The 23,594-nt window shown below is 59.9% G+C and carries 20 protein-coding genes and 3 tRNA genes; 19 read left to right on the top strand and 4 right to left on the bottom strand.

Annotation, left to right across the window (positions count from 1 at the left end; all coding sequences use genetic code 11):
- Positions 1 to 371: 371 nt before the first annotated feature.
- The 4 genes from EV686_RS00115 to EV686_RS00100 are packed head-to-tail and all read left to right on the top strand — an operon-like array spanning position 372 to position 4,891.
- The gene (locus EV686_RS00115) at positions 372 to 1,310 is read left to right on the top strand and encodes an FAD binding domain-containing protein (protein WP_132472239.1); all 939 of its coding nucleotides are present in this window, start codon (positions 372 to 374) and stop codon (positions 1,308 to 1,310) included.
- A complete protein-coding gene (locus EV686_RS00110; protein WP_207901652.1) occupies positions 1,307 to 1,816 on the top strand; it encodes a (2Fe-2S)-binding protein in 510 nt (169 codons plus the stop codon). Before EV686_RS00115 ends, EV686_RS00110 begins: the two co-directional genes overlap by 4 nt.
- The gene (locus EV686_RS00105; RefSeq protein WP_132472237.1) at positions 1,813 to 4,209 is read left to right on the top strand and encodes a xanthine dehydrogenase family protein molybdopterin-binding subunit; all 2,397 of its coding nucleotides are present in this window, start codon (positions 1,813 to 1,815) and stop codon (positions 4,207 to 4,209) included. Before EV686_RS00110 ends, EV686_RS00105 begins: the two co-directional genes overlap by 4 nt.
- Before the next feature lie 55 nt (positions 4,210 to 4,264).
- A complete protein-coding gene (locus tag EV686_RS00100) occupies positions 4,265 to 4,891 on the top strand; it encodes a YitT family protein (protein WP_132472235.1) in 627 nt (208 codons plus the stop codon).
- A gap of 411 nt (positions 4,892 to 5,302) precedes the next feature.
- On the opposite strand, the gene EV686_RS00095 is transcribed toward EV686_RS00100, so the two are convergent.
- Entirely contained in the window at positions 5,303 to 6,472 is a 1,170-nt protein-coding gene (locus EV686_RS00095) for a methionine aminotransferase (RefSeq protein WP_132472233.1), read from the bottom strand.
- A 767-nt stretch (positions 6,473 to 7,239) separates the two neighbouring features.
- Between EV686_RS00095 and mnmG the strand changes: the two genes are divergently transcribed.
- From mnmG to EV686_RS00075, 4 genes are read left to right on the top strand one after another with little or no spacing between them, the layout of a single operon-like run.
- Entirely contained in the window at positions 7,240 to 9,174 is a 1,935-nt protein-coding gene (mnmG, locus tag EV686_RS00090; protein WP_132472231.1) for a tRNA uridine-5-carboxymethylaminomethyl(34) synthesis enzyme MnmG, read from the top strand.
- Positions 9,171 to 9,845 (top strand): 16S rRNA (guanine(527)-N(7))-methyltransferase RsmG, encoded by a 675-nt coding sequence (rsmG, locus tag EV686_RS00085; protein ID WP_132472229.1) that lies wholly within the window; start codon positions 9,171 to 9,173, stop codon positions 9,843 to 9,845. The genes mnmG and rsmG overlap by 4 nt, the downstream gene beginning before the upstream one ends.
- Positions 9,842 to 10,657 (top strand): ParA family protein, encoded by an 816-nt coding sequence (locus EV686_RS00080; RefSeq protein WP_132472227.1) that lies wholly within the window; start codon positions 9,842 to 9,844, stop codon positions 10,655 to 10,657. Before rsmG ends, EV686_RS00080 begins: the two co-directional genes overlap by 4 nt.
- A 26-nt stretch (positions 10,658 to 10,683) precedes the next feature.
- Positions 10,684 to 11,598, top strand: coding sequence for a ParB/RepB/Spo0J family partition protein (locus EV686_RS00075; protein WP_132472225.1), 915 nt, complete (start codon positions 10,684 to 10,686; stop codon positions 11,596 to 11,598).
- A gap of 224 nt (positions 11,599 to 11,822) precedes the next feature.
- Here the strand turns inward: EV686_RS00075 and alr are convergent, their stop codons facing one another.
- Together alr and EV686_RS00065 are read right to left on the bottom strand one after the other, a co-directional pair.
- A complete protein-coding gene (gene alr / locus EV686_RS00070) occupies positions 11,823 to 12,944 on the bottom strand; it encodes an alanine racemase (RefSeq protein ID WP_132472223.1) in 1,122 nt (373 codons plus the stop codon).
- Between the two features lie 189 nt (positions 12,945 to 13,133).
- A complete protein-coding gene (locus EV686_RS00065; RefSeq protein WP_132472221.1) occupies positions 13,134 to 14,078 on the bottom strand; it encodes a LysR family transcriptional regulator in 945 nt (314 codons plus the stop codon).
- Positions 14,079 to 14,221: 143 nt separating this feature from the next.
- Here EV686_RS00065 and EV686_RS00060 point away from each other — a divergent pair, with 143 nt between their 5' ends.
- From EV686_RS00060 to EV686_RS00030, 7 genes are all read left to right on the top strand, one after another.
- A complete protein-coding gene (locus EV686_RS00060) occupies positions 14,222 to 14,677 on the top strand; it encodes a MaoC family dehydratase (RefSeq protein WP_132472219.1) in 456 nt (151 codons plus the stop codon).
- Positions 14,677 to 15,069, top strand: coding sequence for a MaoC family dehydratase (locus tag EV686_RS00055; RefSeq protein ID WP_132472217.1), 393 nt, complete (start codon positions 14,677 to 14,679; stop codon positions 15,067 to 15,069). The genes EV686_RS00060 and EV686_RS00055 overlap by 1 nt, the downstream gene beginning before the upstream one ends.
- A 17-nt stretch (positions 15,070 to 15,086) precedes the next feature.
- Positions 15,087 to 15,494 carry a Zn-ribbon domain-containing OB-fold protein gene (locus EV686_RS00050; protein WP_132472215.1) on the top strand — a complete coding sequence of 136 codons (408 nt, stop codon included), beginning with the start codon at positions 15,087 to 15,089 and terminating at the stop codon, positions 15,492 to 15,494.
- Between the two features lie 35 nt (positions 15,495 to 15,529).
- Entirely contained in the window at positions 15,530 to 16,681 is a 1,152-nt protein-coding gene (locus EV686_RS00045; RefSeq protein ID WP_132473582.1) for an acetyl-CoA acetyltransferase, read from the top strand.
- A 24-nt stretch (positions 16,682 to 16,705) separates the two neighbouring features.
- Positions 16,706 to 18,802, top strand: coding sequence for a 3-hydroxyacyl-CoA dehydrogenase NAD-binding domain-containing protein (locus EV686_RS00040; RefSeq protein WP_132472213.1), 2,097 nt, complete (start codon positions 16,706 to 16,708; stop codon positions 18,800 to 18,802).
- A gap of 64 nt (positions 18,803 to 18,866) precedes the next feature.
- On the top strand, positions 18,867 to 20,111 hold the full coding sequence (locus EV686_RS00035) for a CaiB/BaiF CoA transferase family protein (protein WP_132472211.1): 1,245 nt from the start codon (positions 18,867 to 18,869) through the stop codon (positions 20,109 to 20,111).
- Positions 20,112 to 20,143: 32 nt separating this feature from the next.
- Positions 20,144 to 21,145, top strand: coding sequence for a Bug family tripartite tricarboxylate transporter substrate binding protein (locus EV686_RS00030; RefSeq protein WP_132472209.1), 1,002 nt, complete (start codon positions 20,144 to 20,146; stop codon positions 21,143 to 21,145).
- A gap of 69 nt (positions 21,146 to 21,214) precedes the next feature.
- Here the strand turns inward: EV686_RS00030 and EV686_RS00025 are convergent, their stop codons facing one another.
- Positions 21,215 to 22,165 (bottom strand): HpcH/HpaI aldolase/citrate lyase family protein, encoded by a 951-nt coding sequence (locus EV686_RS00025; protein WP_132472207.1) that lies wholly within the window; start codon positions 22,163 to 22,165, stop codon positions 21,215 to 21,217.
- A gap of 198 nt (positions 22,166 to 22,363) precedes the next feature.
- Between EV686_RS00025 and EV686_RS00020 the strand changes: the two genes are divergently transcribed.
- The 4 genes from EV686_RS00020 to EV686_RS00005 form a co-directional block, all read left to right on the top strand.
- A tRNA-Tyr gene (locus EV686_RS00020) sits at positions 22,364 to 22,450 on the top strand.
- A gap of 79 nt (positions 22,451 to 22,529) precedes the next feature.
- A tRNA-Gly gene (locus EV686_RS00015) sits at positions 22,530 to 22,603 on the top strand.
- Positions 22,604 to 22,648: 45 nt separating this feature from the next.
- Positions 22,649 to 22,723 (top strand) — tRNA-Thr (locus EV686_RS00010).
- Between the two features lie 77 nt (positions 22,724 to 22,800).
- Positions 22,801 to 23,594: elongation factor Tu (locus tag EV686_RS00005; protein ID WP_132472205.1), on the top strand; the 794-nt coding region annotated here is incomplete at its 3' end.

Genomic DNA, 23,594 nt, shown 5'->3' with positions numbered 1-23,594 from the left:
ATTCCAATGATGTTTTCATCCAGCTTTGCTATTTTCGACGGGCTTGCGGATTTGCACCAAAGCAGGCACCGGAATTGTGCGCAGGCACCAGATCGATGCCTGTCCGACGCTTTATCGTTGCGTTTTCGAAAAACCCGTCAACGCGGCTTCCGCACAGCAACGGCAGGGCGCCGATTGCCGGGAAGAGCGGTGCAGCCGAACATCGCAGGCCGGATCCAGCCCAGTCATCCAGGCAGCGGGGCATGTTTCGCATGGATTGAGACTGTACCAAAAAGATTATAGAATCTCATAAACGGTACAAACCAGAGAGGGACACTGATGAAAAGCCAGCCAATGCCGCATGCATCCGATCTCGATTCAGCGTTTTCCTCATGAAACCGTCGCCATTCACCTATCACGATCCGCGCACCATCGGTGATGCGGTATCGCTGATCGGCAGCCTGGAAAACGCGCGCGCGCTGGCAGGAGGCCAGTCCTTGATGGCCATGATCAATATGCGCTTCGTGCAGCCCGACCATCTCATCGATCTCAATCTCATACCCGAACTGGCAGGCCTGGAAACATCGGAAACCGAAATACGCATCGGCGCAATGACGCGCCAGCGCGAACTGGAGTTTTCCTCCGTCATCGCCGATGCCATCCCGCTGATGCGCGAAGCCTTGCTGAACGTCGGCCACAGGCAGACCCGCAACCGGGGCACCCTGGGAGGGTCGCTGTGCCACCTGGATCCTTCCGCGGAGCTGGTCAGCGTATCGGCCGCCTGTGACGCCATCGTGCAGGCGGCCGGCCCGAACGGAACCAGGGAAATTCCATTCGCCGAATTTCCCCAGGGCTTCATGTCGCCCGCGCTGGATCCGGACGAGTTGCTGGTCGGCGTGCGCTATCCCTTGTGGGAAAAAAGCCATGGCGCCTGTTTCACCGAGTTCTCGCGCCGCCATGGAGATTTCGCCATCGTATCGGCAGCGGCCATGATCCAGCTCGACAAGCAGGGATCCATCTGCCGCGCCTCTCTTGTGCTTGGCGGCGTAGACACGGCGCCCGTGCGCATGCACGAAGTCGAGGCCATGCTGATCGGCGAGAAGCCCTGCATGGCGCTGATACGCGAAGCATCGGAACGGTGCCGCTTCATCGATGCCATCGACGACGCCATGGTGACCGCAGCCTACCGCCGCAGCCTGGCGGCCGTCATGAGCCGCAGGGCGGTTTCCACCGCTTGCGCCAGGGCCAGCGGCATCGCCGGAAGTTTTCTGGAACAACTTGCCAGGGCGGAGCACAGGCCCCGGCCGGCATCCATGGGCGGAACACAATGATGCGCATCACCAGCAAAGAACAAACCCGGGACATCACTGTGACGGTCAACGGACATGCCTACGCCTCCACCGTCAAGACCAGACTGACACTGGCCGACTATCTACGCCACGAACTGAGTCTCACCGGTACCCACGTCGGCTGCGAACATGGCGTATGCGGCGCCTGTACGGTTCTGGTCGACGGCATTTCCGCCCGGGCCTGCCTCATGCTGGCTGTGCAGGCCGACGACCATGACATCACGACAGTGGAGGGGATTGCGCTGCAGGACGAACTGCATCCTCTGCAGCAGGCACTGCACGAAATGCACGGGCTGCAATGCGGTTTCTGCACGCCGGGCATGCTGACGACGTTGACCGAACTGCTGGCCTCCAACACGAATCCAAGCGAAGAAGAAGTTCGCATCGCGATTTCCGGCAATCTTTGCCGTTGCACCGGCTACGACGGCATCGTCAAGGCCACGCTGCTTGCGGCGGAGCGCATGCGCGCCGGCGGAGAAATGCCATGAATCTCGCCGACAGCAAAGATCTAGCTCCCGTCGTAGCGGAACTCGCTCCGCCGGAGGAAAAAATTGCCAGCCGGGCCAAGCGTACATTCGGCGTCAGCGTTTCCCGCCTGGAAGACCTGGCCCTGCTGACCGGCACAGCCCGTTTCGTCGATGACATCGATGCCCCCGGAATGCTGCACGCGGCGTTCGTACGCAGCTCGCACGCCCATGCGCGTATACGGGGCATAGATACCTCCGCGGCATCCCTGGCGCCAGGCGTCCGCGTGATACTGACTCTGGACAGTCTGCGTCCTTATCTGAAAACTACGCACCTCGTCACGGCGCTGCCAAGTCCGAGCTTTCGCGAGAACCTGCACCGTCCGGTGCTGGCATGGGAAGAAGCGACCTATGTGGGCGAAGCGATCGCCGCCGTCATTGCCACGGACCGCTATCTGGCGGAAGACGCCGCAGCCATGGTCCGCGTGGACTATGAACCGATGCCGATCGTCGCCGATTGCCGGACCGCGCTGGAGAAGGGCAGTCCCATCGCCAACAGCAGCATAAAGAGCAATCTCATTGCCGAGTTCGACCTGTCATACGGCGATGTGGACGAGGTCTTCCGCAATGCCCCGCACGTATTCAAGGAATCATTGTTCCAGCACCGCGGCGGCAGCCATTCCATCGAAGGCCGGGGCGTCGTGGCCAGGCACGATCCACTGGACAATGTACTGACGGTCTGGTCCTCCACCCAGACGCCGCAGCCGGCCCGGCAGATTCTTTGCGACTTGCTGGGTCTCGAGCCAGGCCAGGTTCGCGTCATCGTTCCTGACGTAGGCGGGGCTTTCGGCCCGAAACTGGTGTTCTATCCCGAGGAGGCCGTCGTCGCCATTGCCGCGCTGATGCTGAAGAAGCCCGTGAAATGGATAGAGGACCGGCGGGAGCATTTCATTTCCACCACCCAGGAACGAGACCAGATATGGGATGTGGAAATCGCGGTGGACGAAAAAGCCAATATTCTCGGCGTGCGCGGACAATTGCTGCATGACCACGGCGCCTACAACGTGCGCGGCACCAATGTGGCCTACGGCTCCGCCGCGGCCATGCCGCTGGCCTATCGTGTTCCGGCCTATCGCCTCGACGTCAAGTGCGTGGCGACCAATCGCGTCCCCGTCACGCCGGTACGCGGCGCGGGCCAGCCCCAGGGAATATTCGCCATGGAGCGCCTGCTGGACCGTGTGGCAAGGGAATTCGGCCTGGACCGCACCGAAGTCCGCCGCCGCAACCTCATCCCGGCGGAGAGCATGCCGTACGCCACGCCGCTCAAGACCAGGGGAGGGATGCAGGTGGTCCTCGATAGCGGAGACTATCCGCGCTGCCAGGCGACCGCGCTGGAGCTGGCCGGCTGGGAAGACTTCCCAGAACGACAGCGCCAGGCCAGAGAACAGGGAAGATACCTGGGCATAGGCATGGCCAACTCTGTCGAAGGCACGGGAAGAGGGCCATACGAAGAAGTGAAGGTGCGGATCGCTTCGTCCGGTTCCGTCCACATCATTTCTTCGGCCGCCGCCATGGGCCAGAGCACGCGCACAATGCTCGCGCAAATCGTCGCGGAACAGCTGGGCGGCGATATGGACAACATCACGTTTACCGTAGGAGACACTTCGACCTCGTTGATGGGCTTCGGCGGATTCAACAGCAGGCAGGCTGTCATCGCGGGAAATTCGGCGCACAAGGCAGCCGTCGCCGTCCGCAAGAAAACACTGGAAGCCGCGGCCAATCTGATGAAGACAGATATCGAGCTCCTGGACATCCAGGGAAAGGAGGTGGTTTCCATACTGTCCCGGGAGCGCATGAACCTCGGGGACATCGCGCGGGCCTGCGCCGGCCTGCCGGGCTTCCTGATGCCCCGCGGCGAGCCCGGCCTGGAAGCCACCGAGCACGTCGTCATCAACGAAATGACTTACGGCAATGCGTCCGCCGTCGTCGAAGTGGAAGTCGACAGCGAGACCGGCATGGTCGCGCTGCGCAAGATCATATTTGTGCACGACTGCGGACGCGTCATCCATCCGAAAATAGTCGAAGGGCAGATCATGGGCGGCGTTGCGCATGGCGTGGGCAATGCCCTGTTCGAACACATGCGGTTCGATGCCAACGCCCAGCCGCTTACGACCAATCTGGCCGAATATCTGCTGGTCACAGCCACGGAAATGCCCAAAATCATCCTTGGCCATCTGGAGTCGCCAACGCCTTCCAATCCGCTTGGCATCAAGGGAGTAGGGGAGGCGGGCGTACTGCCCATGACGGCGGCCATCGCATCTGCAGTCGAAAACGCGCTGGAGGATTTCGGCGTGCATATCGCCAGGGTTCCCATATCGCCAGTGGATTTGCTGGCCGCCATCGAACAGGCAGGGTGAGGCTGCGCTCGCATGATGGCAAAATCCGTTTCGTACCAACCAACGGATCGCTTTCATGCAAGACCCTACTACCTCGCCGCCGGCACGGGAACGCCATCACCTTCTCGAAGACATCCAGGCCATACTGACCGGAACGCTGATGATCGCGTTCGGCCTGAACCTGTACGCCAGTTGCCAGTTCCTGACCGGCGGCGTCGCCGGGCTGGCCCTGCTGGGACATTACCTGACGGGGCTTTCCGTCGGCACCTGCTTCTTCCTGATCAACCTGCCGTTCTACTACCTGGGCTACACCCGCATGGGGAAGGCTTTTATCCTGCGCACGTTCCTGGCTATCACAGCACTGTCAATCTTCAGCGATATGATCCCCAACGTCATTCATTTTCATGACATCAGTCCGCTATTTGCGACCATCTTCGGCGGATGTCTTGTGGGAGTAGGCTTCATTCTCATTTTCCGCCATGGCACCAGCCTGGGCGGCGTCAGCATTCTTGCCCTGTATTTCCAGGAAAAGCACGGCATCAGCGCAGGCAAGGTGCAAATGGGCATCGATGCCGGCATCCTGCTTGCGGCGTTCTTCACTGTCTCCTGGACCTCGGCCGTCTATTCCATCATCGGCGCCGTGCTCATCAATGCCATCATGATCATCAACTTCAAGCGTACACGCTACAACGGCTTCAGCTGAACCTGTTCAAGAGGAAGGAAACAGAATAAAGAGATGGGCCCGAGAAGAGGGCACAAAGGGAAAAACAGCAGGAATCGGCGTTTTTCCCGTGAAGCCGGGCCATTTCCCCCGACAAAATAGTATCAAATTGTAAATACATGCCTGTGGATAACTGCTGGAAGCTCGAATGTGCATAAGTTGTGCACATAGATGGGAAAACCCGGCCATTTCCCCACAGTCCAAAAGATGTCCAGTTTTCATCCAGACGGGATACCGGATTTATCCCTGTCGAAAAAAGCCGGCAAGCTTCTGTCAACAAAGAAGAATTTCAGACTGTTCCAGTTATCCACAAACACCCATTACTACTAATCTTTTAATTTAAAAGATATTAAATAAAAGCTAAACCGTACCAGCCCGCCAAACCTGAAAAACCTAGACCTTGGCCAGTTTCTCCAATGCGGCATTCAACGTATGATCCTGTTTCGCAAAGCAGAAACGGACCAGTTGATGATTCGAATCCGGAGCGGAGGGGTCGCGATAGAACGCGGAAACCGGGATGACGGTCACGCCATGTTCCTGCGTCAGCCATAGGGAGAATTCGATTTCCGGCATGTCCGAGATTCTGCTGTAGTCGGCCAGCAGGAAGAAAGAGCCTTCGCTGGGCAGGGGCCTGAAGCGTGTCTGCTGCAATCCTGCGAGAAGGAGGTCGTGTTTGTCCTGGTAGAAAGCGGACAGGTTTTCGTGATGTTCAGGTTGCTGCATGAATTGGGCAAGCGCGACCTGCATGGGGGAACTGACGGTAAAGACAGCGAATTGATGGACTTTTCGAAGTTCCACGGTCAAGGCTTCGGGAGCGCAGACATAGCCGATTTTCCAGCCGGTGGTGTGGTAGGTCTTGCCAAACGAGGAGATGACCAGGGATCTTTCAGCGAGGGATTTTCGGCTGGCAAGGCTGAGGTGTTTTTTTCCATTGAAGACGATATGTTCGTAGACTTCGTCGCTTAGCAGGATGATGTCAGTACCTGTGGTGATTCTTTCAATGGCGTCCAGGTCCTGTTCACTCAGGATGATTCCGGTCGGGTTGTGAGGGAAGTTGAGGGCAATCAGCCTGGTCTTGGGGGAGATGGCGGCTTCGACTTTGTTCCAGTCGATGGTGTATTTATCGCAGTCGGAGGAGGGAGGCGTCAGGGGAACAGATACGACTTTGCCGCCGGCCAGTGTGATGGCGGGGATATAGGAGTCGTAGAAGGGCTCGATGAGGATGACTTCGTCGCCTGGGTGCACAAATGCCTGGAAGCTGCTCATGAGGGCTTCTGTGGCGCCGCTGGTGACTGTGACTTCAGTGGCTGGATCGTAGTGGCGGCCGTACAGGGACAGGACTTTGTCGGAGATGGCTTGGCGCAGGGCAGGGTAGCCGGCCATGGCGGGATACTGGTTGTAGCCTTCCTGCATGGCTTTGCTGACAAGGGATATCAGATCTGGATGGGTATTGAAGTCAGGGAATCCCTGGCCGAGGTTGGTTGCTCTGTAGTCCAGCGCCATTTGGCTCATGGTGGTGAATATGGTGGTACCAACGTCGGGCAGCTTGGAGGCGATGTTCATGGAAGGTTGTTTTGGGGAAGGTGTGGGGCTTTTGTTGCTGGATGGGTTGATGTCTTGATTGCTACTGTGAGGAGGAGGATCTTACTCACAGGATATTAGCCTATATATTAACAAGGTTATCCACAGGATGCGGGAAGAGTACTTCCGATGTTTCACGTGGAACATTGATGGTAGTTCTTCTTTGAGCTGAGTATTGGCTATCGCAATTGAGGTCCTGGCTTAATGAAAGTTCGGCAAATCAAGCGATCCAGCCGCTTCGCGACTGGATTTCCCTTGAATTTCTTGTCCAGACGGCGGCGGGCGAACTCACTTCGGCTTCGCCTCCGTTCAAACACACCCGCCTTTTACCCGTCTGTCCTGCAAAATTCGCGGCGCTTTCAATCGCCGAACTTTCATTAAGCCAGGACCTCGATTGAAACGTCTCTAGTTTGCAGGTTGCTCAGATGGGAAACTTTCTCGTCAAGTAAGTGTTGAAGTTAATCCTGGAGAGTCAGGGCAAAGCAACTTTGTGCTTCAAATATCTTCTACATAAGTATTCACAAGGGTATGAATCGATATCTGCGACTTTGACTGGCCGAAGGCCAGATCATCCGAGTGGAGCAGATATCGATTCATACCCTTGTGAATACGGCAGAAGAAAGACATCTGTCTCTGCTATCCAGAAATGGGTGAGAGTAAATAGCCACATATAGGGCCTTTTGTTCCACGTGAAACAATCCTGGAAAGTGGCAAAGGTATAATCATGCTCTATATAGACAGGTCCACCCATGATTTATCCAGAGAATTTCGACGTCATTGTTGTCGGCGGCGGTCACGCCGGTACGGAGGCTGCACTGGCTTCCGCTCGTGCGGGAGCGCGCACACTGCTGCTTACGCATAATATGGAAACCTTGGGGCAAATGTCCTGCAACCCTTCCATAGGCGGAATAGGCAAAGGACATCTGGTTAAAGAGGTGGACGCGCTTGGTGGCGCCATGGCCTTGGCGACGGATCAGGCTGGAATTCAGTTTCGGATTCTGAATGGCTCCAAAGGGCCTGCCGTGAGAGCAACCAGGGCCCAGGCGGACAGGTCACTGTACAGGAAGGCTATCCGCCATATTCTTCAGCACCAGCCAAACCTGATGATCTTCCAGCAATCGGTGGATGATCTTATCGTGCGTAATGGTAAAGCCGTGGGCGCCATTACCCAGGCAGGGATCCAGTTCGAAGGCAAAGCCGTCGTACTGACGGCTGGCACATTCCTCAATGGAAAGATCCACGTGGGACTGCAGAACTATTCGGGGGGCAGGGCAGGAGATCCTCCATCCATTTCCCTTGCCCAGCGTCTGAGGGAACTGAAGCTTCCTACGGGACGCCTGAAGACAGGTACCCCTCCCAGGATTGATTCCCGTACTATTGATTTCAGCCAGACGGAAGTGCAGCCCGGGGACCTGGACCCCGTACCTGTATTTTCTTTCCTGGGCAGTGCGGACATGCATCCTGAGCAGTTGCCGTGCTGGATCACCCATACCAATGAGCGTACGCATGAAATCGTCCGGTCCGGGCTGGATCAATCTCCGATGTATAGCGACTACGGTACGATCGAAGGCATAGGTCCGCGATACTGCCCATCCATCGAAGACAAGATCCATCGATTTTCCGACAAATCCAGCCATCAGGTGTTTCTGGAACCTGAGGGCTTGTCCACGACGGAAATCTATCCGAACGGCATATCGACCAGTCTGCCGTTCGATGTCCAGTATGCCTTGGTGCGCAGTATCAGGGGGATGGAGAATGCCGTCATCACCCGGCCCGGTTATGCCATCGAGTATGACTACTTCGATCCGCGTGAACTGAAGAGTACGCTGGAAACCAAGGCTATCGAAGGCTTGTTCTTTGCCGGCCAGATCAATGGCACCACTGGCTATGAAGAGGCTGCCGCGCAAGGCCTGCTTGCGGGAGTCAACGCGGCAAGGCAAGCCATGGACAAGGATGGCTGGTATCCCAAGCGTAATGAGGCCTATCTTGGCGTGCTGGTGGATGATCTCATTACCCGAGGTGTCAGTGAGCCTTACCGCATGTTTACGTCCAGGGCCGAATATCGCCTGAGCCTGAGGGAAGATAACGCAGACTTCCGGCTGACGGAAATTGGACGAACCCTTGGATTGGTCTCTGATGAACGATGGGATTGTTTCAACCGCAAGCGTGACAATGTTTCACGTGAAACAGAGAGGTTGAAATCCACCTGGGTCGATCCCAAGCTGTTCGATATTCCCGGATTGTCGTCGGCCGAATCTTCGGAAGGCCTGCAGCGTGACTATACTTTGTTCGATCTGCTGAAGCGTCCCCAGGTGACTTATGCCAATCTGATGGCTCAACTGGATGCGGATGGAAATCCGGTCGCCGGAACAGGGCTGGATAATCCGGTTGATGCGGAGCAGGTCGAGATCCAGGCAAAGTATGCCGGGTACATTGCGAGACAGAATGACGAAGTCGCCCGATCCGCGGCTCAGGAACAGCATCGTATTCCAGACGATCTGGATTACGATGCCATTACTAGTCTTTCCATCGAAGTCAGGCAAAAGCTCAAGGCTGTCAGGCCAGAAACGATAGGGCAAGCATCACGGATTTCTGGCGTGACTCCAGCGGCCATTTCCTTGTTGCTGGTTCATTTGAAACGCCTGCAGGCATCGCAGAGCTTGAAGGCAGGTAAAGCATCATGAAGGAATTTTCCGGCCGACTGAAGCAGGCCGCCGATACCTTGCAACTGACACTTTCCGATGCGCAGCAAGAAGCTTTACTGGCTTATTTGTCGCAGTTGCAGCGATGGAACCGGACATACAATCTGACGGCGATTCGCGATCCTTCCCAGATGCTTGTCCAGCACGTATTCGACAGTATGTCCATCGTGATGCGGCTGCGCGATGCCACGAAGGATCATGTCGCCAGCGGCAAGCAGGTCAGTGTGCTTGATGTCGGGTCGGGAGCGGGCTTGCCAGGCACTATTATTGCTATCCTCGAACCCGATTGGCGTGTAAGCTGCGTTGATGCTGTAGAGAAGAAAACAGCATTTATTCGACAAATAGCCGGTGTACTGGGGCTGAGCAATTTGCAGGCGCTGCATAATCGTATCGAAATGTTACAAGAAATGAATGCTACGATCGTGACTTCTCGTGCATTTGCCTCCCTTGCCGATTTTGCCGATCTGGCAGGAAAACATGTCGCCCAGGACGGCTGGCTGGTGGCCATGAAAGGGCGCATTCCGGATGATGAAATAAGCGAGCTCCAGAAAAAGGCCGATTGGCGGGTCGAGCGCATCGATCCTGTCGTAGTTCCGGAACTCGACGCGCAACGCTGTCTGATATGGCTGAAGCAGGATCAAGGAACACTATGAACCATACGTATCCCGGCAATGTATTTTGCGTGGCCAACCAGAAAGGCGGGGTAGGCAAGACCACCACCACGATCAACCTGGCGGCAGCGCTGGGCATGCTGAAAAAGCGTGTGTTGCTGGTCGATCTGGATCCCCAGGGCAATGCAACCATGGGCAGCGGCGTCGACAAGAACAACCTGAAAAGCAATGTCTACCAGGTGCTGATCGGCGAAGCGACGGCGGAGCAGTCCATCGTGAAGTCCGCCTGCGGCAATTACGATGTGCTGCCTTCCAACCGCGAGTTGGCTGGAGCCGAAATCGATCTGATCCAGATGGAAGAGCGGGAGCACCAGCTGAAGAAAGCGTTGGATACGGTTGCGGACAATTATGACTTCATCCTTGTCGATTGTCCGCCGACCTTGTCGCTGCTCACGCTCAATGGGCTGGTCGCCGCCTATGGCGTCATCATCCCCATGCAGTGCGAATACTTTGCGCTGGAAGGCCTGTCCGACCTGGTCAATACCGTGAAACGGGTGCACAAGAACCTGAATCCAGGCCTGCAACTCGTGGGACTGCTGCGCGTCATGTTCGACCCTCGCGTGACATTGCAGCAGCAGGTATCGGCCCAGATCGAAACACATTTCGGCGACAGGGTCTTCAAGACGCTCATCCCGCGCAACGTCAGGCTGGCGGAAGCGCCCAGCCATGGATTGCCCGGCATCGTTTACGACAAGAATTCACGCGGCGCAAAAGCTTATCTGGAGTTCGGCGACGAACTCATCAAGCGAATGAAACGAGAATCATTGCGCGCCATGGCCAGGCCTCCCGTCTGAGCCGGAACCATCATAGAGGACACGTTATGGCAACACGCAAACCCAAAGGCCTGGGGCGCGGGCTCGATGCCCTGCTCGGCAATGACAAGAACGCGCTGGACAATCTGGATGGCAGCGCGGCGCAGGTCTCCGGCCAACCTTCCACCCTGTCGGTCAGCCTGATGCAGGCGGGGCGCTACCAGCCTCGCACGCGCATGGACGAGGAGGCCTTGAACGAGCTGGCCGAATCCATCCGCACCCAGGGCATCATGCAGCCCATTCTCGTGCGCCCCCTGCAAGGCAAAGACAAAGGCAAGTACGAAATCATCGCCGGCGAACGCCGCTTCCGCGCCTCGCAACTGGCCGGTCTGAAAGAAGTGCCCGTGCTTGTGCGCGAAGTCGCCGACGAGAATGCGGCCATCATGGCGCTGATCGAAAATATCCAGCGCGAAGACCTCAACCCTCTGGAAGAAGCCCACGGCGTGCGCCGGCTATTGGACGAATTCAGTTTGACTCACGAACAGGCGGCCCAGGCCATCGGCCGTTCGCGATCCGCGACATCCAACCTGCTGCGCCTGCTGAACCTGGCGGAGCCCGTGCAGACCATGCTGCTCGCCGGCGACATCGACATGGGCCACGCCCGCGCCCTGCTGGCTGTCGACGCGGCCACGCAGATACTGCTCGCCAACGAAATCATCGCCAGGCGGCTGTCCGTCCGGGAAGCGGAAAAACTGGTGACCCGCGCCCAGCAGCAGGAACAGGCCAAGCCCGCACGCGCGAAACCCGAAGCATCAGGCGATGCCAAGCGCCTGGAGCAATCCCTGTCGGATTATCTCGGCACGCGGGTGCACCTGAAAGTCGGCGCCAAGAACCGCGGCCAGCTGGTCATCGATTTCCATGGCTGGGAGCATCTGAATTCCTTGCTGGAACGCCAGGGCCTGTCCAAAGTCATGGATAGCTGATCACGCGCCACAACGAAGTTTCGACGCGAGTGAAGAACTCCGGCCGTATCGGCCGGAGCTTCTCCGCCACAATACGGGGGCACCTACGGTGCCGTATTTAAAATTTGCCTCGCTTGACCTCGCCCTGAAAGGCGAGGCTTGCGCATAGGCGCGTGGTCAACGCGCAAGCCCCGGACTGAAGTCCGAGGCCGAGCGAGGCAGTGTCCATACGGCGCCGCAAGCGCTCAATCCACGGAAACCGGCACTCTTCGCGCCAGCGCGCACATCAGCTCATAGCTCACCGTCCCGCAGGGCAGGGCCACGTCATCGATCGGGAGACGGCGCACTTCGCCGTCCGGCGCATGGAAATCCCCCCACAGCGTGACAGTGCTTCCCGGCATCGCTTGCGGAATCCCCGACAGGTCGACCGTCAGCATATCCATCGACACCCTCCCCACCGTTCGTGTACGCACTCCGTCCACCAATATCGGCGTCCCCGTCGGTGCATGGCGCGGATAGCCGTCGGCATAACCGCAGGCAACCACCCCGATCCGCATCGGCCGCTCGGCGACGAACGTCGAGCCATAGCCAACCGTATCGCCGGTCTGGATATCCTGTATCGCAATCAATTGGGATGACAGCGTCATGCCCGGCTGCAGATCCCAGTGTTCCGGCGCATGTTCCGGATAATCGGGCGAGCCGCCGTAGAGCATGATGCCGGCCCGCACCCACTCCGACAGCGGCGCAAGCTCTGCGCCGTGACGCAGGATGGCCGCACTGTTGCTCAGCGTGCCTGCCTTTACTCCCAGTGGTCCAGCCACCTTGGCGAATACCTCCATTTGATAGGCGATGCCCGATTGCCCGAAGCGGCTGCCGTCGGCATCGGAAAAATGCATCATGGGCGTAATGCCGCCGACGTGCGGCAGCGCCTGCAGCCGCTCCCAGGCGGCCGCATAGAGTTCGGGCTTGAATCCCAGCCGGTTCATGCCGCCATTCAGCTTCAGGAATACCTTGTGGAGGTGGCTCGTATGCCGCGACTCCATCCAGCGCAGCTGCGCTTCATTGTGAATGGTGTGCCATATATCGTGAGCTTCGCAAAAAGCGATGTCCGACGGCTCGAATACGCCTTCCAGCAGCAGGATCGGGCCTTTCCAGCCCAGCTCGCGCAGCAGCGCGGCTTCGTCCAGGTCGAGCAGGGCGAAGCCATCGGCGTTGTCCAGCGCGGGATAGACATGCCGGATGCCGTGCCCATAAGCGTTTGCCTTGACTACGGCCCATACTTTCGAGCCCGGGGAATGCGCGCGGGCCCGGGACAGATTGTGCGAAATGGCTTCCAGGTGAATTCTGGCACTGATGGGTCTGGGCATGTCGGGCTGCTGAAAAATGATGCCGGCTTGTGCCGGCTTGCAAGAAAGAAAGGAGTATTTGCCTGGCGCGCATCGGAGAGCGAGGATGGGCCTAGTGTATAGCGGACGGAAGGCAAAGGAAATTGTGCGATGGCGCTTTCGGGCGAGACCTGCTGCAGGCGAGCCGGGTTGATCCGATACGGCCTTGCGTCACATGTCGTCTGCCAGCCATTGGACTCCGGCTCCGGCCTGTTCCAGTTCGGCGACGAACGGCCGCAGACGCGTCACCAGCTCCGCTTGCAAGGCGTTCGCGGTGATTGGATTGCGGTTCAGCACGGGATGGCCGATGACTACCGTGCGATGCAGTTCGGGTGTGATGATGGGAGCTGCGGCCAGCCGGCCGGCGGCAAGCTCTGGGGCAATCGCCATTACGGGAAGGATCGCATAGCCGATACCCCGCTCGACCAGTTCGAGCTGCAGCGAAGTATCGTCCGACTCGGCCACGATATTGAGGTTGACGCCGATGATGGTGCAGGCCCGGTCGATCAGATGGCGCAATCCCTGCGATCCGGTTGGCACCACCAATGGCATGCGCGCCACGCTGGCCAGGGTCAATGGAGTTTTGGTGCGCAGGTCCGAGCATGGCAAACCCACGATGTGCAGCGGCTCGCGCAGCACGGGCGTTGCACTCAGCAATTCCGATGGGCGGTAATCCCCGAGCAGACCTATGTCCAGCTGGCCGCGTTCCAGCCTGTCCTGCAGCGCCGGCGTGAAGCCGGTGATGATTCTCACCTTTAGCTCGGGATACTGGTGGCGCAGCGATATGACGATGGGAGCGGAAAGCGCCGACGCCAGACTGGGCAGCATGCCGATCGATACCGTACCGCTCAGGCTGGAGGCCGACATTGCGATATCCGCCTTGGCCTGATCCAGGGTCTGCAAAGACGTACGGACCTGGTCCAGGAAACGCCGGCCAGGTTCCGTCAGCACCATGCCCAGACGGTTGCGTTCGAACAGCTGCGCACCCAGCTCCTCTTCCAACTGACGCAGTTGCCGCGATAGCGCGGGTTGCACGACATGCAGCAATTCCGCGGCCCGGGTGAGGCTGCCGGTTTCCGCGATCGCCAGGATCGTCCGCAACTGTCTGATATCCACGCCAAGCCCCCCATTCCAGGTATGCCGAATCGCTATGGCACTGCTAGAAACTTGTTAATTGTGTGCTTCAAGGGGCCGAAGATACCATGTCTCGACCGTTGCAGATACGGACACCGCAAGCAATCCGGGCTGCCGGATGATGGGTGACTAAAGAGAAAGGGGATGAAGTGGGTGTGAATCTCTATTACGACGATTTCGAGATCGGGCAGACCTACCCGATGTTCGAGTATTCGATTTCCGCCGAGGACATGGCAGTGCATCGCGCCAGCTATGAATGCTTGTTCGAAGGGATGCCGGATACGGAGCCGGCGGATGATGAAACGATAGTTTCCCCATTTGCCGTCAATAGCTTCCTGGCCATTCGAGCCGCATTCGGCATGCCGGATGGCGTTCTGCATGCGCGCGAAACCCTGCACCTGCACGCACCGGCCCGCGTAACGGATCAGTTAAGGGTGGAGCTGTCCATATTGGACAAGTATGAACGCAACGGCAGGCCTTTCATCGTTTTCCGCCATCGCGTCATTCGCCAGGAAAGTGAACTGGTAATGGACGTCGATCGCACGATCTGCTGGATACGAAAAGAGAGGGAAGAGAAATAATGAAATTCGAAATCGGAGCGCAGTACCGCGCTCGAATCACCGGGGTAAGGCAGAGCCAGGTGAACCAGTTCGGACGCTTGATGGGGACGGCCGGCCGCATTCATACCGATCCTGAATGGGCATCGGCGTCTCCGGCCGGCGGCGTGCTCGTGCAGGGCGGGCTGATCATGGCGCCGCTGCATGATCTGATGAGCCGGCTGCTGGGAATGGATCGCTGGCTGCGTGGTTCCACTGTGGCGATCAAGATCGTCTCGTTCATCCGTCTCGAAGAGCCGATCACGCTGACGGCCCGTGTCGAAGATGTGAACGTCGAGGGCGTCAAGTTCGGCGTGAGCTGGACCAAGGACGATGGCGCCACAGTCATGGTGGCGGATGTGCATGCACGTCACTGAATTATTTCGAGATTGACATGACGAAGAGCATCGAACGCGATTCGCGGCCGGATGACACCGCCGCCGGCCCGGAGCAGTATTTCCAGCAAATGCTGGATCAGGGCAAGTTCATGATCCAGCGCTGTGAGCGGACGGGGCGGGCTGTGTTCTACCCGCGTGCCGTTTCGCCTTTCGGCGGAGGGCCGCTGCGCTGGGAGCCAGCCAGCGGCGGCGGGACCGTGTATTCGGCAACCATAGTGCGCCGCCGCGAGGATCGCGGCGGCGATTACAGCGTGGTGCTGGTGGATCTGGATGAAGGGCCGCGTCTGATGAGCACGGTTGTGGATGCGGAGCCTACCGATGTGCGCATCGGCATGCGTGTCCAGGCTGAAGTGCGACGTACTCCCGAAGGGATATCTCGCGTGGTGTTCATAGCCGCGGACTGAAACCGCCGGATTGGGTGAATGACGGAAGATAAATGATGACAAATACTGTGAGGGGCTCCTCTGCGATCGTAGGCGTGGGAACGACGCCGGGCTGGAACAGTCCGGGTTTTTCCGCGCTCGACCAATTGGGTGTGGCTGTCCAGGCGGCGGCCGACGATGCAGGCATACGCGTTGACGAGATCGACGGCCTGTTCACGTCTACATTGACGCACTTCATGCCGGCCCTGTCCGTGGCGGAATACCTGGGCATACAGCCATCGTACATGGACGGAACCAATATAGGGGGCTCGTCGTTCCTTGCCCATCTGCTGTCGGCCTCCATGGCATTGCAGGCGGGACTGTGCCGTGTGGCCTGCATCTGCTACGGCTCGAATCAATTGTCGGCGGGAGGCAAGCTCAACACGCTGACCGAGCCTTCTCTCTGGGAGCTGCCGTACTCGCCGCGCAATCCCATCAGTGGCTATGCGCTCGCGACGGCCCGGCATATGCACCAGTATGGCACTACCCGCGAACATCTCGCCCATGTGGCGGTTTCGGCGCGTCGCTGGGCGCAGCTCAACCCTGACGCGCATGAGCGAGATTCATTGAGCGTGGATGACGTGCTTGCCTCGCGTCTTGTCTCGGATCCGCTGACATTGCGCGACTGCTGCCTGGTGACGGACGGAGGCGGAGCCTTGATTCTTGTGGCGGCGGAACGCGCGGACGACTATCCGAATCCGCCCGCCTATGTGCTGGGAGTGGGCGAGGCCACCACGCATCGCCAGGTGTCGGCCATGGCCGACCTCACGGTGACGGGCGCGGTGCATTCCGGACGCCGGGCTTTCGAGATGGCGCGAGTGGGGCCGGGTGATATCGATGTCCTGCAGCTGTATGACGCGTTCACGATCAATATCATCCTCTTCCTGGAAGATCTGGGTTACTGCCGTAAAGGCGAAGGCGGGCCATTCGTGGCCTCGGGCGCCATCGCTCCGGGAGGAGAGCTGCCGGTCAATACCAATGGCGGAGGACTATCGTGCAATCACCCCGGCATGTACGGGATTTTCGCGGCGATCGAAGCGGTGCGCCAGTTGCGCGGCACCGCGGGGGAGCGCCAGATAGGCGGCGTGGAATTGGCTCTGGCGCACGGTAATGGCGGACAACTGGCCAGCCAGGTTACGGCCATCCTGGGTTCGCGCAGCACGCTCTAATCATTGAACAAAGCAGGAGCAATCATGAACAAGGCAGTTGGCAACGAGGTTGTCGCTTATCGTGTGCAGGGCCGTATCGCACGCATAGCGATCGACAATCCCCCGGTGAACGCGCTTTCCCAGGCCGTGCGCGCAGGCCTCAAGCATGCTGTCGAAGCGGCTCAGGCAGATTCGTCGGTTGCCGCGATAGTGCTGATCTGCGAAGGCCGCACTTTTTTCGCCGGAGCGGATATCCGCGAATTTGCCAAGCCGCCGCAGGATCCGCGTCTGGTCGACGTAATTCTTTGCATCGAGCAGTGCACCAAGCCCGTCGTGGCCGCCATTCATGGAACCGCCCTGGGAGGCGGTCTCGAGGTCGCCCTGGGATGCCATTTCAGGATTGCCGACGCGGGCGCCAGGCTGGGCCTGCCCGAGGTCAAGCTTGGCCTGTTGCCAGGTGCGGGCGGCACCCAGCGCCTGCCGCGCCTGGTGGGCTTGAAGGCTGCGCTGGATATGGTGATCGAAGGCAATCCGGTGCCGGCGCGCAAGGCACTGGAGATGGGACTGGTCGATGAACTGGCCGAAGGCGATCTCGGCGCCGCTGCGCAGGCGCTGGCCGAGCGGATCGCCGATCAGGGTCTGGACTTGCGGCGGACCAGCCGCCTGCCCGCGCCGCCCATGGACGAGCAATGGTTCGCCGAGGTTGAGCAGCATGTGCGCAAGCGCAAGCGCGGCTACGAAGCGCCGCTGCGTTGCATAGACGCTGTGCGCGCCGCGCTGTCGCTGCCGTTCGAAGAAGGCATGGCGACCGAGCGCGAGCTGTTTGCGGCATTGAAGGCCTCGCCGCAGTCGCGCGCCCTGCGCCATGCATTCTTCGCCGAGCGAGAAGCGGGCAAGCTGCCGTTCTCCGCACCTGCGCGGCGCATCGAGCGTGCGGCGGTGATAGGCGCCGGCACTATGGGGGGCGGCATTGCGATGTGCTTCGCCAACGCCGGTATTGCCGTGCAGTTGCTGGAAAAAGACGAGGAACGCCTGCGGCAGGGCCTTGCCCGGATACAGGCCAATTACGACGGCTCCGCGCGTCGCGGCCGCCTGACCCGGGAGGCGGTGGCCGAACGCATGGCGCTCATTCATGGCACGACGCTGTTCGAGGATCTACACGAAGCCGATATCGTTATCGAAGCCGTCTTCGAGGATATGGCGGTGAAGCATGAAGTGTTCAGGGAGCTGGATCGCATCTGCAAGCCGGGCGCCATCCTGGCCTCCAATACATCGTATCTGGATATCGATGCCATCGCGTCGGCGACGCAGCGGCCGCAGGATGTCGTGGGCATGCACTTCTTCAGCCCCGCCAATGTTATGCGCCTGCTGGAGAACGTGCGCGGTCCCAGGACTTCGGAGTCTGTATGCGCCAGCGTCATGGAGCTGGGGCGTCGTCTGGGCAAAGTGGCGGTGCTGGTCGGATCGTGCGATGGTTTCGTCGGCAACCGCATGCTGAGCAAGCGTACCCGCGAAAGCTACTTCCTGCTGCAAGAGGGGGCTACGCCGTATCAGGTGGATCGTGTACTGCACGGGTTCGGTTTCCCCATGGGGCCATTCGCCATGGCGGACCTTGCGGGCCTGGACGTGGGATGGCGCAATCGGCAGGGCCGCCTGGCTTCGCTGACGCCGCGTGAACGCGACTGCGATATCCTGGACCGCATGGTGGCGGTGAACCGGCTGGGACAGAAAACCGGTGGGGGCTTCTACGAATATGACGCCGATCGCAAAGCGCAGCCATCGGCGCAGGCAGAGGCGATAGTGGCCGAGCATTGCGCGCAGTCAGGCATCCGGCGGCGCGACATTTCCGATCAGGAGATCCTGGAGCGCTGCCTGTACCCCATGATCAACGAAGCCGCCTACATACTCGAAGAGGGCGTGGCTGCCCGTGCCTCCGATATCGATGTGGTGTGGCTGAATGGATACGGATTCCCCGCCTATCGCGGCGGGCCGCTGTGCTATGCCGATCAGATCGGCCTGGATACCGTGCTGGAAGGATTGCGCAAGTACGAGGCGGAGCATGGATCGATCTATTGGAGACCTGCCGATCTGCTCGTCAGGCTGGCGGAAAGCGGCCGGGGTTTTCACGATATGGCCTCTTGAGCGTGGGATCGCCCGGCCGGCGTGATATCGGACACATGGTGAGACGAGAGTGGAAAGCGCAGTCATGACAAAGAATGTGGAAAATGCCGCGGCACTGGCTGGCGTGCGGGTACTGGATCTGTCCCGTGTGCTGGCGGGGCCGTGGTGCACGCAGAATCTTGCCGATCTCGGCGCCGAGGTCATCAAGGTCGAACGGCCGGGAACGGGAGACGATACCAGGGCCTGGGGCCCTCCCTGGCAGCCCGCGTACGCCCGGGACGATCAGCGCGACGCGGCGTACTTCTCGATTGCGAACCGGGGAAAGAAATCGCTGGCGCTGGACATCGCCTCGGCGCAAGGACAGGCAGTGGTGCGGGAGCTGGCCAGGCAGTCGCAGATCTTCGTCGAGAATTTCAAAGTAGGCGACCTGGCGCGCTATGGCCTGGACTATGAGTCGCTCAAGGCCGTCAATCCATCCCTGGTCTATTGCTCGATCACGGGCTATGGGCAAAGCGGGCCCCATGCCGGAAAGCCTGGCTACGACTTCGTTTTCCAGGGCATAGGCGGCGTCATGAGCGTGACCGGACATCGCGACGGCGAGCCTGGCAGCGGGCCCATGCGTTCGGGGCTGTCCATTGTCGACGTGATGACCGGCATGTATGCGACGGTTGCGGTGCTGGGCGCGCTGCGTCATGCGGAGCGCACCGGCGCGGGCCAGCATCTGGACATTTCGCTGCTCGACTGCGTGGTGGCCGCGGGAGCCAATCATGTCACGAACCTGATCGTCACGGGCGAAGTCCCGTATCGCTATGGCAACGCGCATCCGGTCATGGTGCCATACAACGTTTTCGCTACGGCCGACTCGCACATCGTGGTGGCGGCGGGCAACGACCGCCAGTGGAAAGTGTATTGCGATGTGATCGGCCGCCCGGAGCTCGGGTCGGATCCGCGTTTCTGCAAAGGTTCCGGCCGGCTGGAGAACCGCGGGGAGCTGGTGCCCATCCTGGAGAGGCAAATGCGCACGCGCAGTACCGCCGACTGGGTCGAACGCCTCGAACAGGCGGGTATTCCGTGCGGCCCCATCAATGACTACCAGGATGTGCTGAATCATCCGCAAGTGAAGTACCGGCAACTGCAATGGGCAATCGCGCGTGGCGACGGCACCGAATGTCCCACAGTGCGCAGCCCGCTGCGGATGTCGGAAACCCCTGTCGCCTATACCCAGGCTCCGCCGCGGCTGGGCGAGCATACCAGGGAGATTCTGCGCGAGATCCTGGGCTGGCCGGAAAACCGGGTAAATGCGATGGCGGCAGACAACCCGGTCGATTAATCAATCACTCAACAAAACAAGAGGAGACTCTCATGATCCATATGAAATCGCTGCGCCACGGCCTGGCGGGCTTGTCCGCTTCCGTTATCGCTTGCGCCACGCTCGGCGTGGGCGTGTCCACGACTGCGGCGGCCAGCGGCTGGCCTGCGGGGCAGCCCATCAATATCGTCGTTCCGTTTTCGCCGGGCGGATTCACCGATCTGATCGCTCGCCGGTTCGCCCATGACCTGGGAGCGGCCTTGAATGCCAATGTGGTAGTGCAGAACAAGCCCGGCGCCAGCGGCCAGATAGGCACGGCCTTTGTTTCACGGGAGAAGCCGGACGGCTATACCCTGCTGGTCACAGCGACGCAGCATGTCATCTATCCCGGCCTGCAGCCCAATCTGCCTTACGATCCCAGGAAGGACTTCAGCAATATCGCCATCCTGGCCTATGCGCCGAATGTGTTGCTGGTACCGGCCAAGTCGCCTGTATCCAATGCCAAGGAATACACCGCGCATGCGAATGAGAAGGGCGGCTTGGCATTCGGCTCCAGCAGCGTGGGAGGGTCGGCGCACATGTCCGGTGAGCTGTACAAGATGGTTTCGGGGGCGAATCTGCAGCATGTCCCGTACAAAGGCGCGTCGAATGCCATGACCGACCTGATCGGGTCGCAGATTCCGTCGGCCTTCCTGGATGCGACTTCGGCGGCGGCATTCATCCGGTCCGGCGAAGTCAAGGCGCTGGCTGTGACCTCGAAAGAGCGCCTGCCCAGCCTGCCCGACGTGCCGACCGTGGCGGAATCGGGTTATCCGAGCTATGAGTCGCAGGCATGGATCGGTCTGTTCGGACCAGCGGATCTGCCCGGCGAGATCGTTGCCAGGCTGAGCCAGGTCGCCATCCAGAGCAGCAACACCGACGCCAACGTCAAATGGCTGACGGAAAACAATGCCACGCCTTCCAGGCTGACGCCCGATCAGGTCAGCCAGTTCGTTCTCGCCGAGCTCGACAAGTGGAAAGAGGTCATTGCCAAGGCGAAAGTCACCGTCCAGTAGAAAATGGACGGAAGGGCATCCGTATACGGATGCCTCCGGCCCGCCCTGGGTTCTGTGTGCGGCCGGGCGTCAGGGCGCGTTTCGCTCCGCCTGTCCGGCAAGCGCCAGGATCCGCCTGGCCTGCTCGATGTGAAGACGTTCGACCAGCATGCCGTCGACGACTATGACGCCCTGGTCTCCACGGCGCTCCCACGCCTGCAGCCAGTCCCTCGCCTGTTGCAGTTCCTCCTCGCTGGGGCCGAACACGGCGTTGGCGATGGCGATCTGCCGGGGATGGATCAGCGACTTGCCGTCGAATCCCAGGGTGCGGGCCTGCCGGGCCGAGGCGCGCAGCCCCTCCAGGTCGTGAAGATCGAGGTGCACCCCGTCGATGACGTCCAGGCCGAACGCCCTGGCCGCCATGACTGCGACGCTCAGGGCGAAGAGGACTTCGGTCCGCTCCGGCGTATGCCGCGCATGCAGGTCCTTCACCAGGTCCGAGGTGCCGATGACCAGGCATTCCAGCAGCGGATGCCCCCCGGCAATGCGTTCCGCGGCGAGAAACGCTCTGGGCGTCTCCAGCATGGCCCACAGTTTGTGCCCATGGCCGGGCGCGCGGCGTTCCAGCGCGTCCGCCGCCTGCCGCAGCGTATCCTCATGCTCTACCTTGGAAAGCAGGATGGCGCAGCCGCCGGCTCCCGCCAGCGCCGCGATGTCGTCGATGCCCCATGGAGTATCGAGGCCGTTGATGCGCACGGCGCATTCCTGCCGGATCCGGCCTTGGGCAATCGTCTGGACGACATTGGTGCGCGCCTGGGCCTTGGCCTCTGGCGCCACGGCGTCCTCCAGGTCCAGGATAACGACATCGGCGTCCAGGGCCGCCGTTTTCTCGATCGCCCTGGGGTTGGATCCCGGCACGTACAGGACGGATCTGCGCGGCCGGTGCTGCTGTGCGCGATCCAGGGCGTTGTTCCGGGAGTCTGCCCCGGCCGGAGTGCCGGATGCCGCCAGGGTTGCGGGTGTCGTCTGGTGTGCTGTCATGGGGAGGGTAGATAAGGCTGGATTTCAGGGAAAAGCTGGGCCCGGCTACATTATCATGACTGCCCCGGATTTTCCGTATTGCAGGCTGAGGCGGTGTAGAATGCGTGCCGTGGCCGGCAGGATACATATTTATGGACTGCCGGTGTGTTTTGGTTTGACACTGCAAAAAAAAGAGTTCATAATTAGCAGTTCTCTTCTGGTGGGATGCCCGAGTGGTTAAAGGGGGCAGACTGTAAATCTGTTGGCCTTGCGCCTACGTTGGTTCGAATCCAACTCCCACCACCAGAGTCTTTCTTTCCCGATGGCTTTGTATTGAGCGGTCGCCGGGCAAGAAGGCACCAGACAGACGGGTGCGAAGGATCCTGCGGGTGTAGCTCAATGGTAGAGCTCTTGCCTTCCAAGCAAGCTACGTGGGTTCGATTCCCATCACCCGCTCCAGATTACCAAGCAGGGCGCTCTATTCGGGCGAGTTGCAAAGTAGTTGCCCATGTGGCTCAGTGGTAGAGCACTCCCTTGGTAAGGGAGAGGTCACGCGTTCGATCCGCGTCATGGGCACCAGCTACCATTTTTGTATACTACGATTTTTTCGCAGTTTCCAACATTCAGCTCTATTCCATCGTCAGGAGTCCACAGCCATGGCAAAAGAAAAGTTCGAACGGACCAAACCGCACGTGAACGTAGGCACGATTGGTCACGTAGACCACGGCAAGACAACGCTCACGGCAGCAATCACGACCGTTCTGGCGAAGGCCTTCGGTTCGGGCGAGGCCAAGGGATACGACCAGATCGACGCAGCGCCGGAAGAGAAGGCGCGCGGGATCACGATCAACACCTCGCACGTGGAATACGAAACGCAAGCGCGCCACTACGCGCACGTTGACTGCCCGGGCCACGCCGACTATGTGAAGAACATGATCACGGGCGCGGCGCAGATGGACGGCGCGATCCTGGTGGTGTCGGCTGCTGACGGCCCCATGCCGCAGACGCGCGAGCACATTCTGCTGAGCCGCCAGGTAGGCGTGCCGTACATCATCGTGTTCCTGAACAAGGCCGACATGGTGGACGACGCCGAGCTGCTGGAGCTGGTGGAAATGGAAGTGCGCGAGCTGCTGTCCAAGTACGACTTCCCGGGCGACGACACGCCGATCGTGAAGGGTTCGGCCAAGCTGGCGCTCGAAGGCGACGAAGGTCCCCTGGGCAAGCAAGCCATTCTGCAACTGGCCGAGGCGCTGGATTCGTACATTCCGACGCCTGAGCGCGCGGTTGACGGTACGTTCCTGATGCCTGTGGAAGACGTGTTCTCGATCTCGGGCCGCGGTACCGTGGTGACGGGCCGTATCGAGCGCGGCATCGTGAAGGTTGGCGAGGAAATCGAGATCGTCGGTATCAAGGACACGGTCAAGACGACGTGCACGGGCGTGGAGATGTT

It is taken from the genome of Paracandidimonas soli (assembly GCF_004342005.1).
GTDB classification, from domain to species: domain Bacteria; phylum Pseudomonadota; class Gammaproteobacteria; order Burkholderiales; family Burkholderiaceae_B; genus Paracandidimonas; species Paracandidimonas soli.
This window is presented reverse-complemented; position numbering and strand designations above follow the sequence as displayed.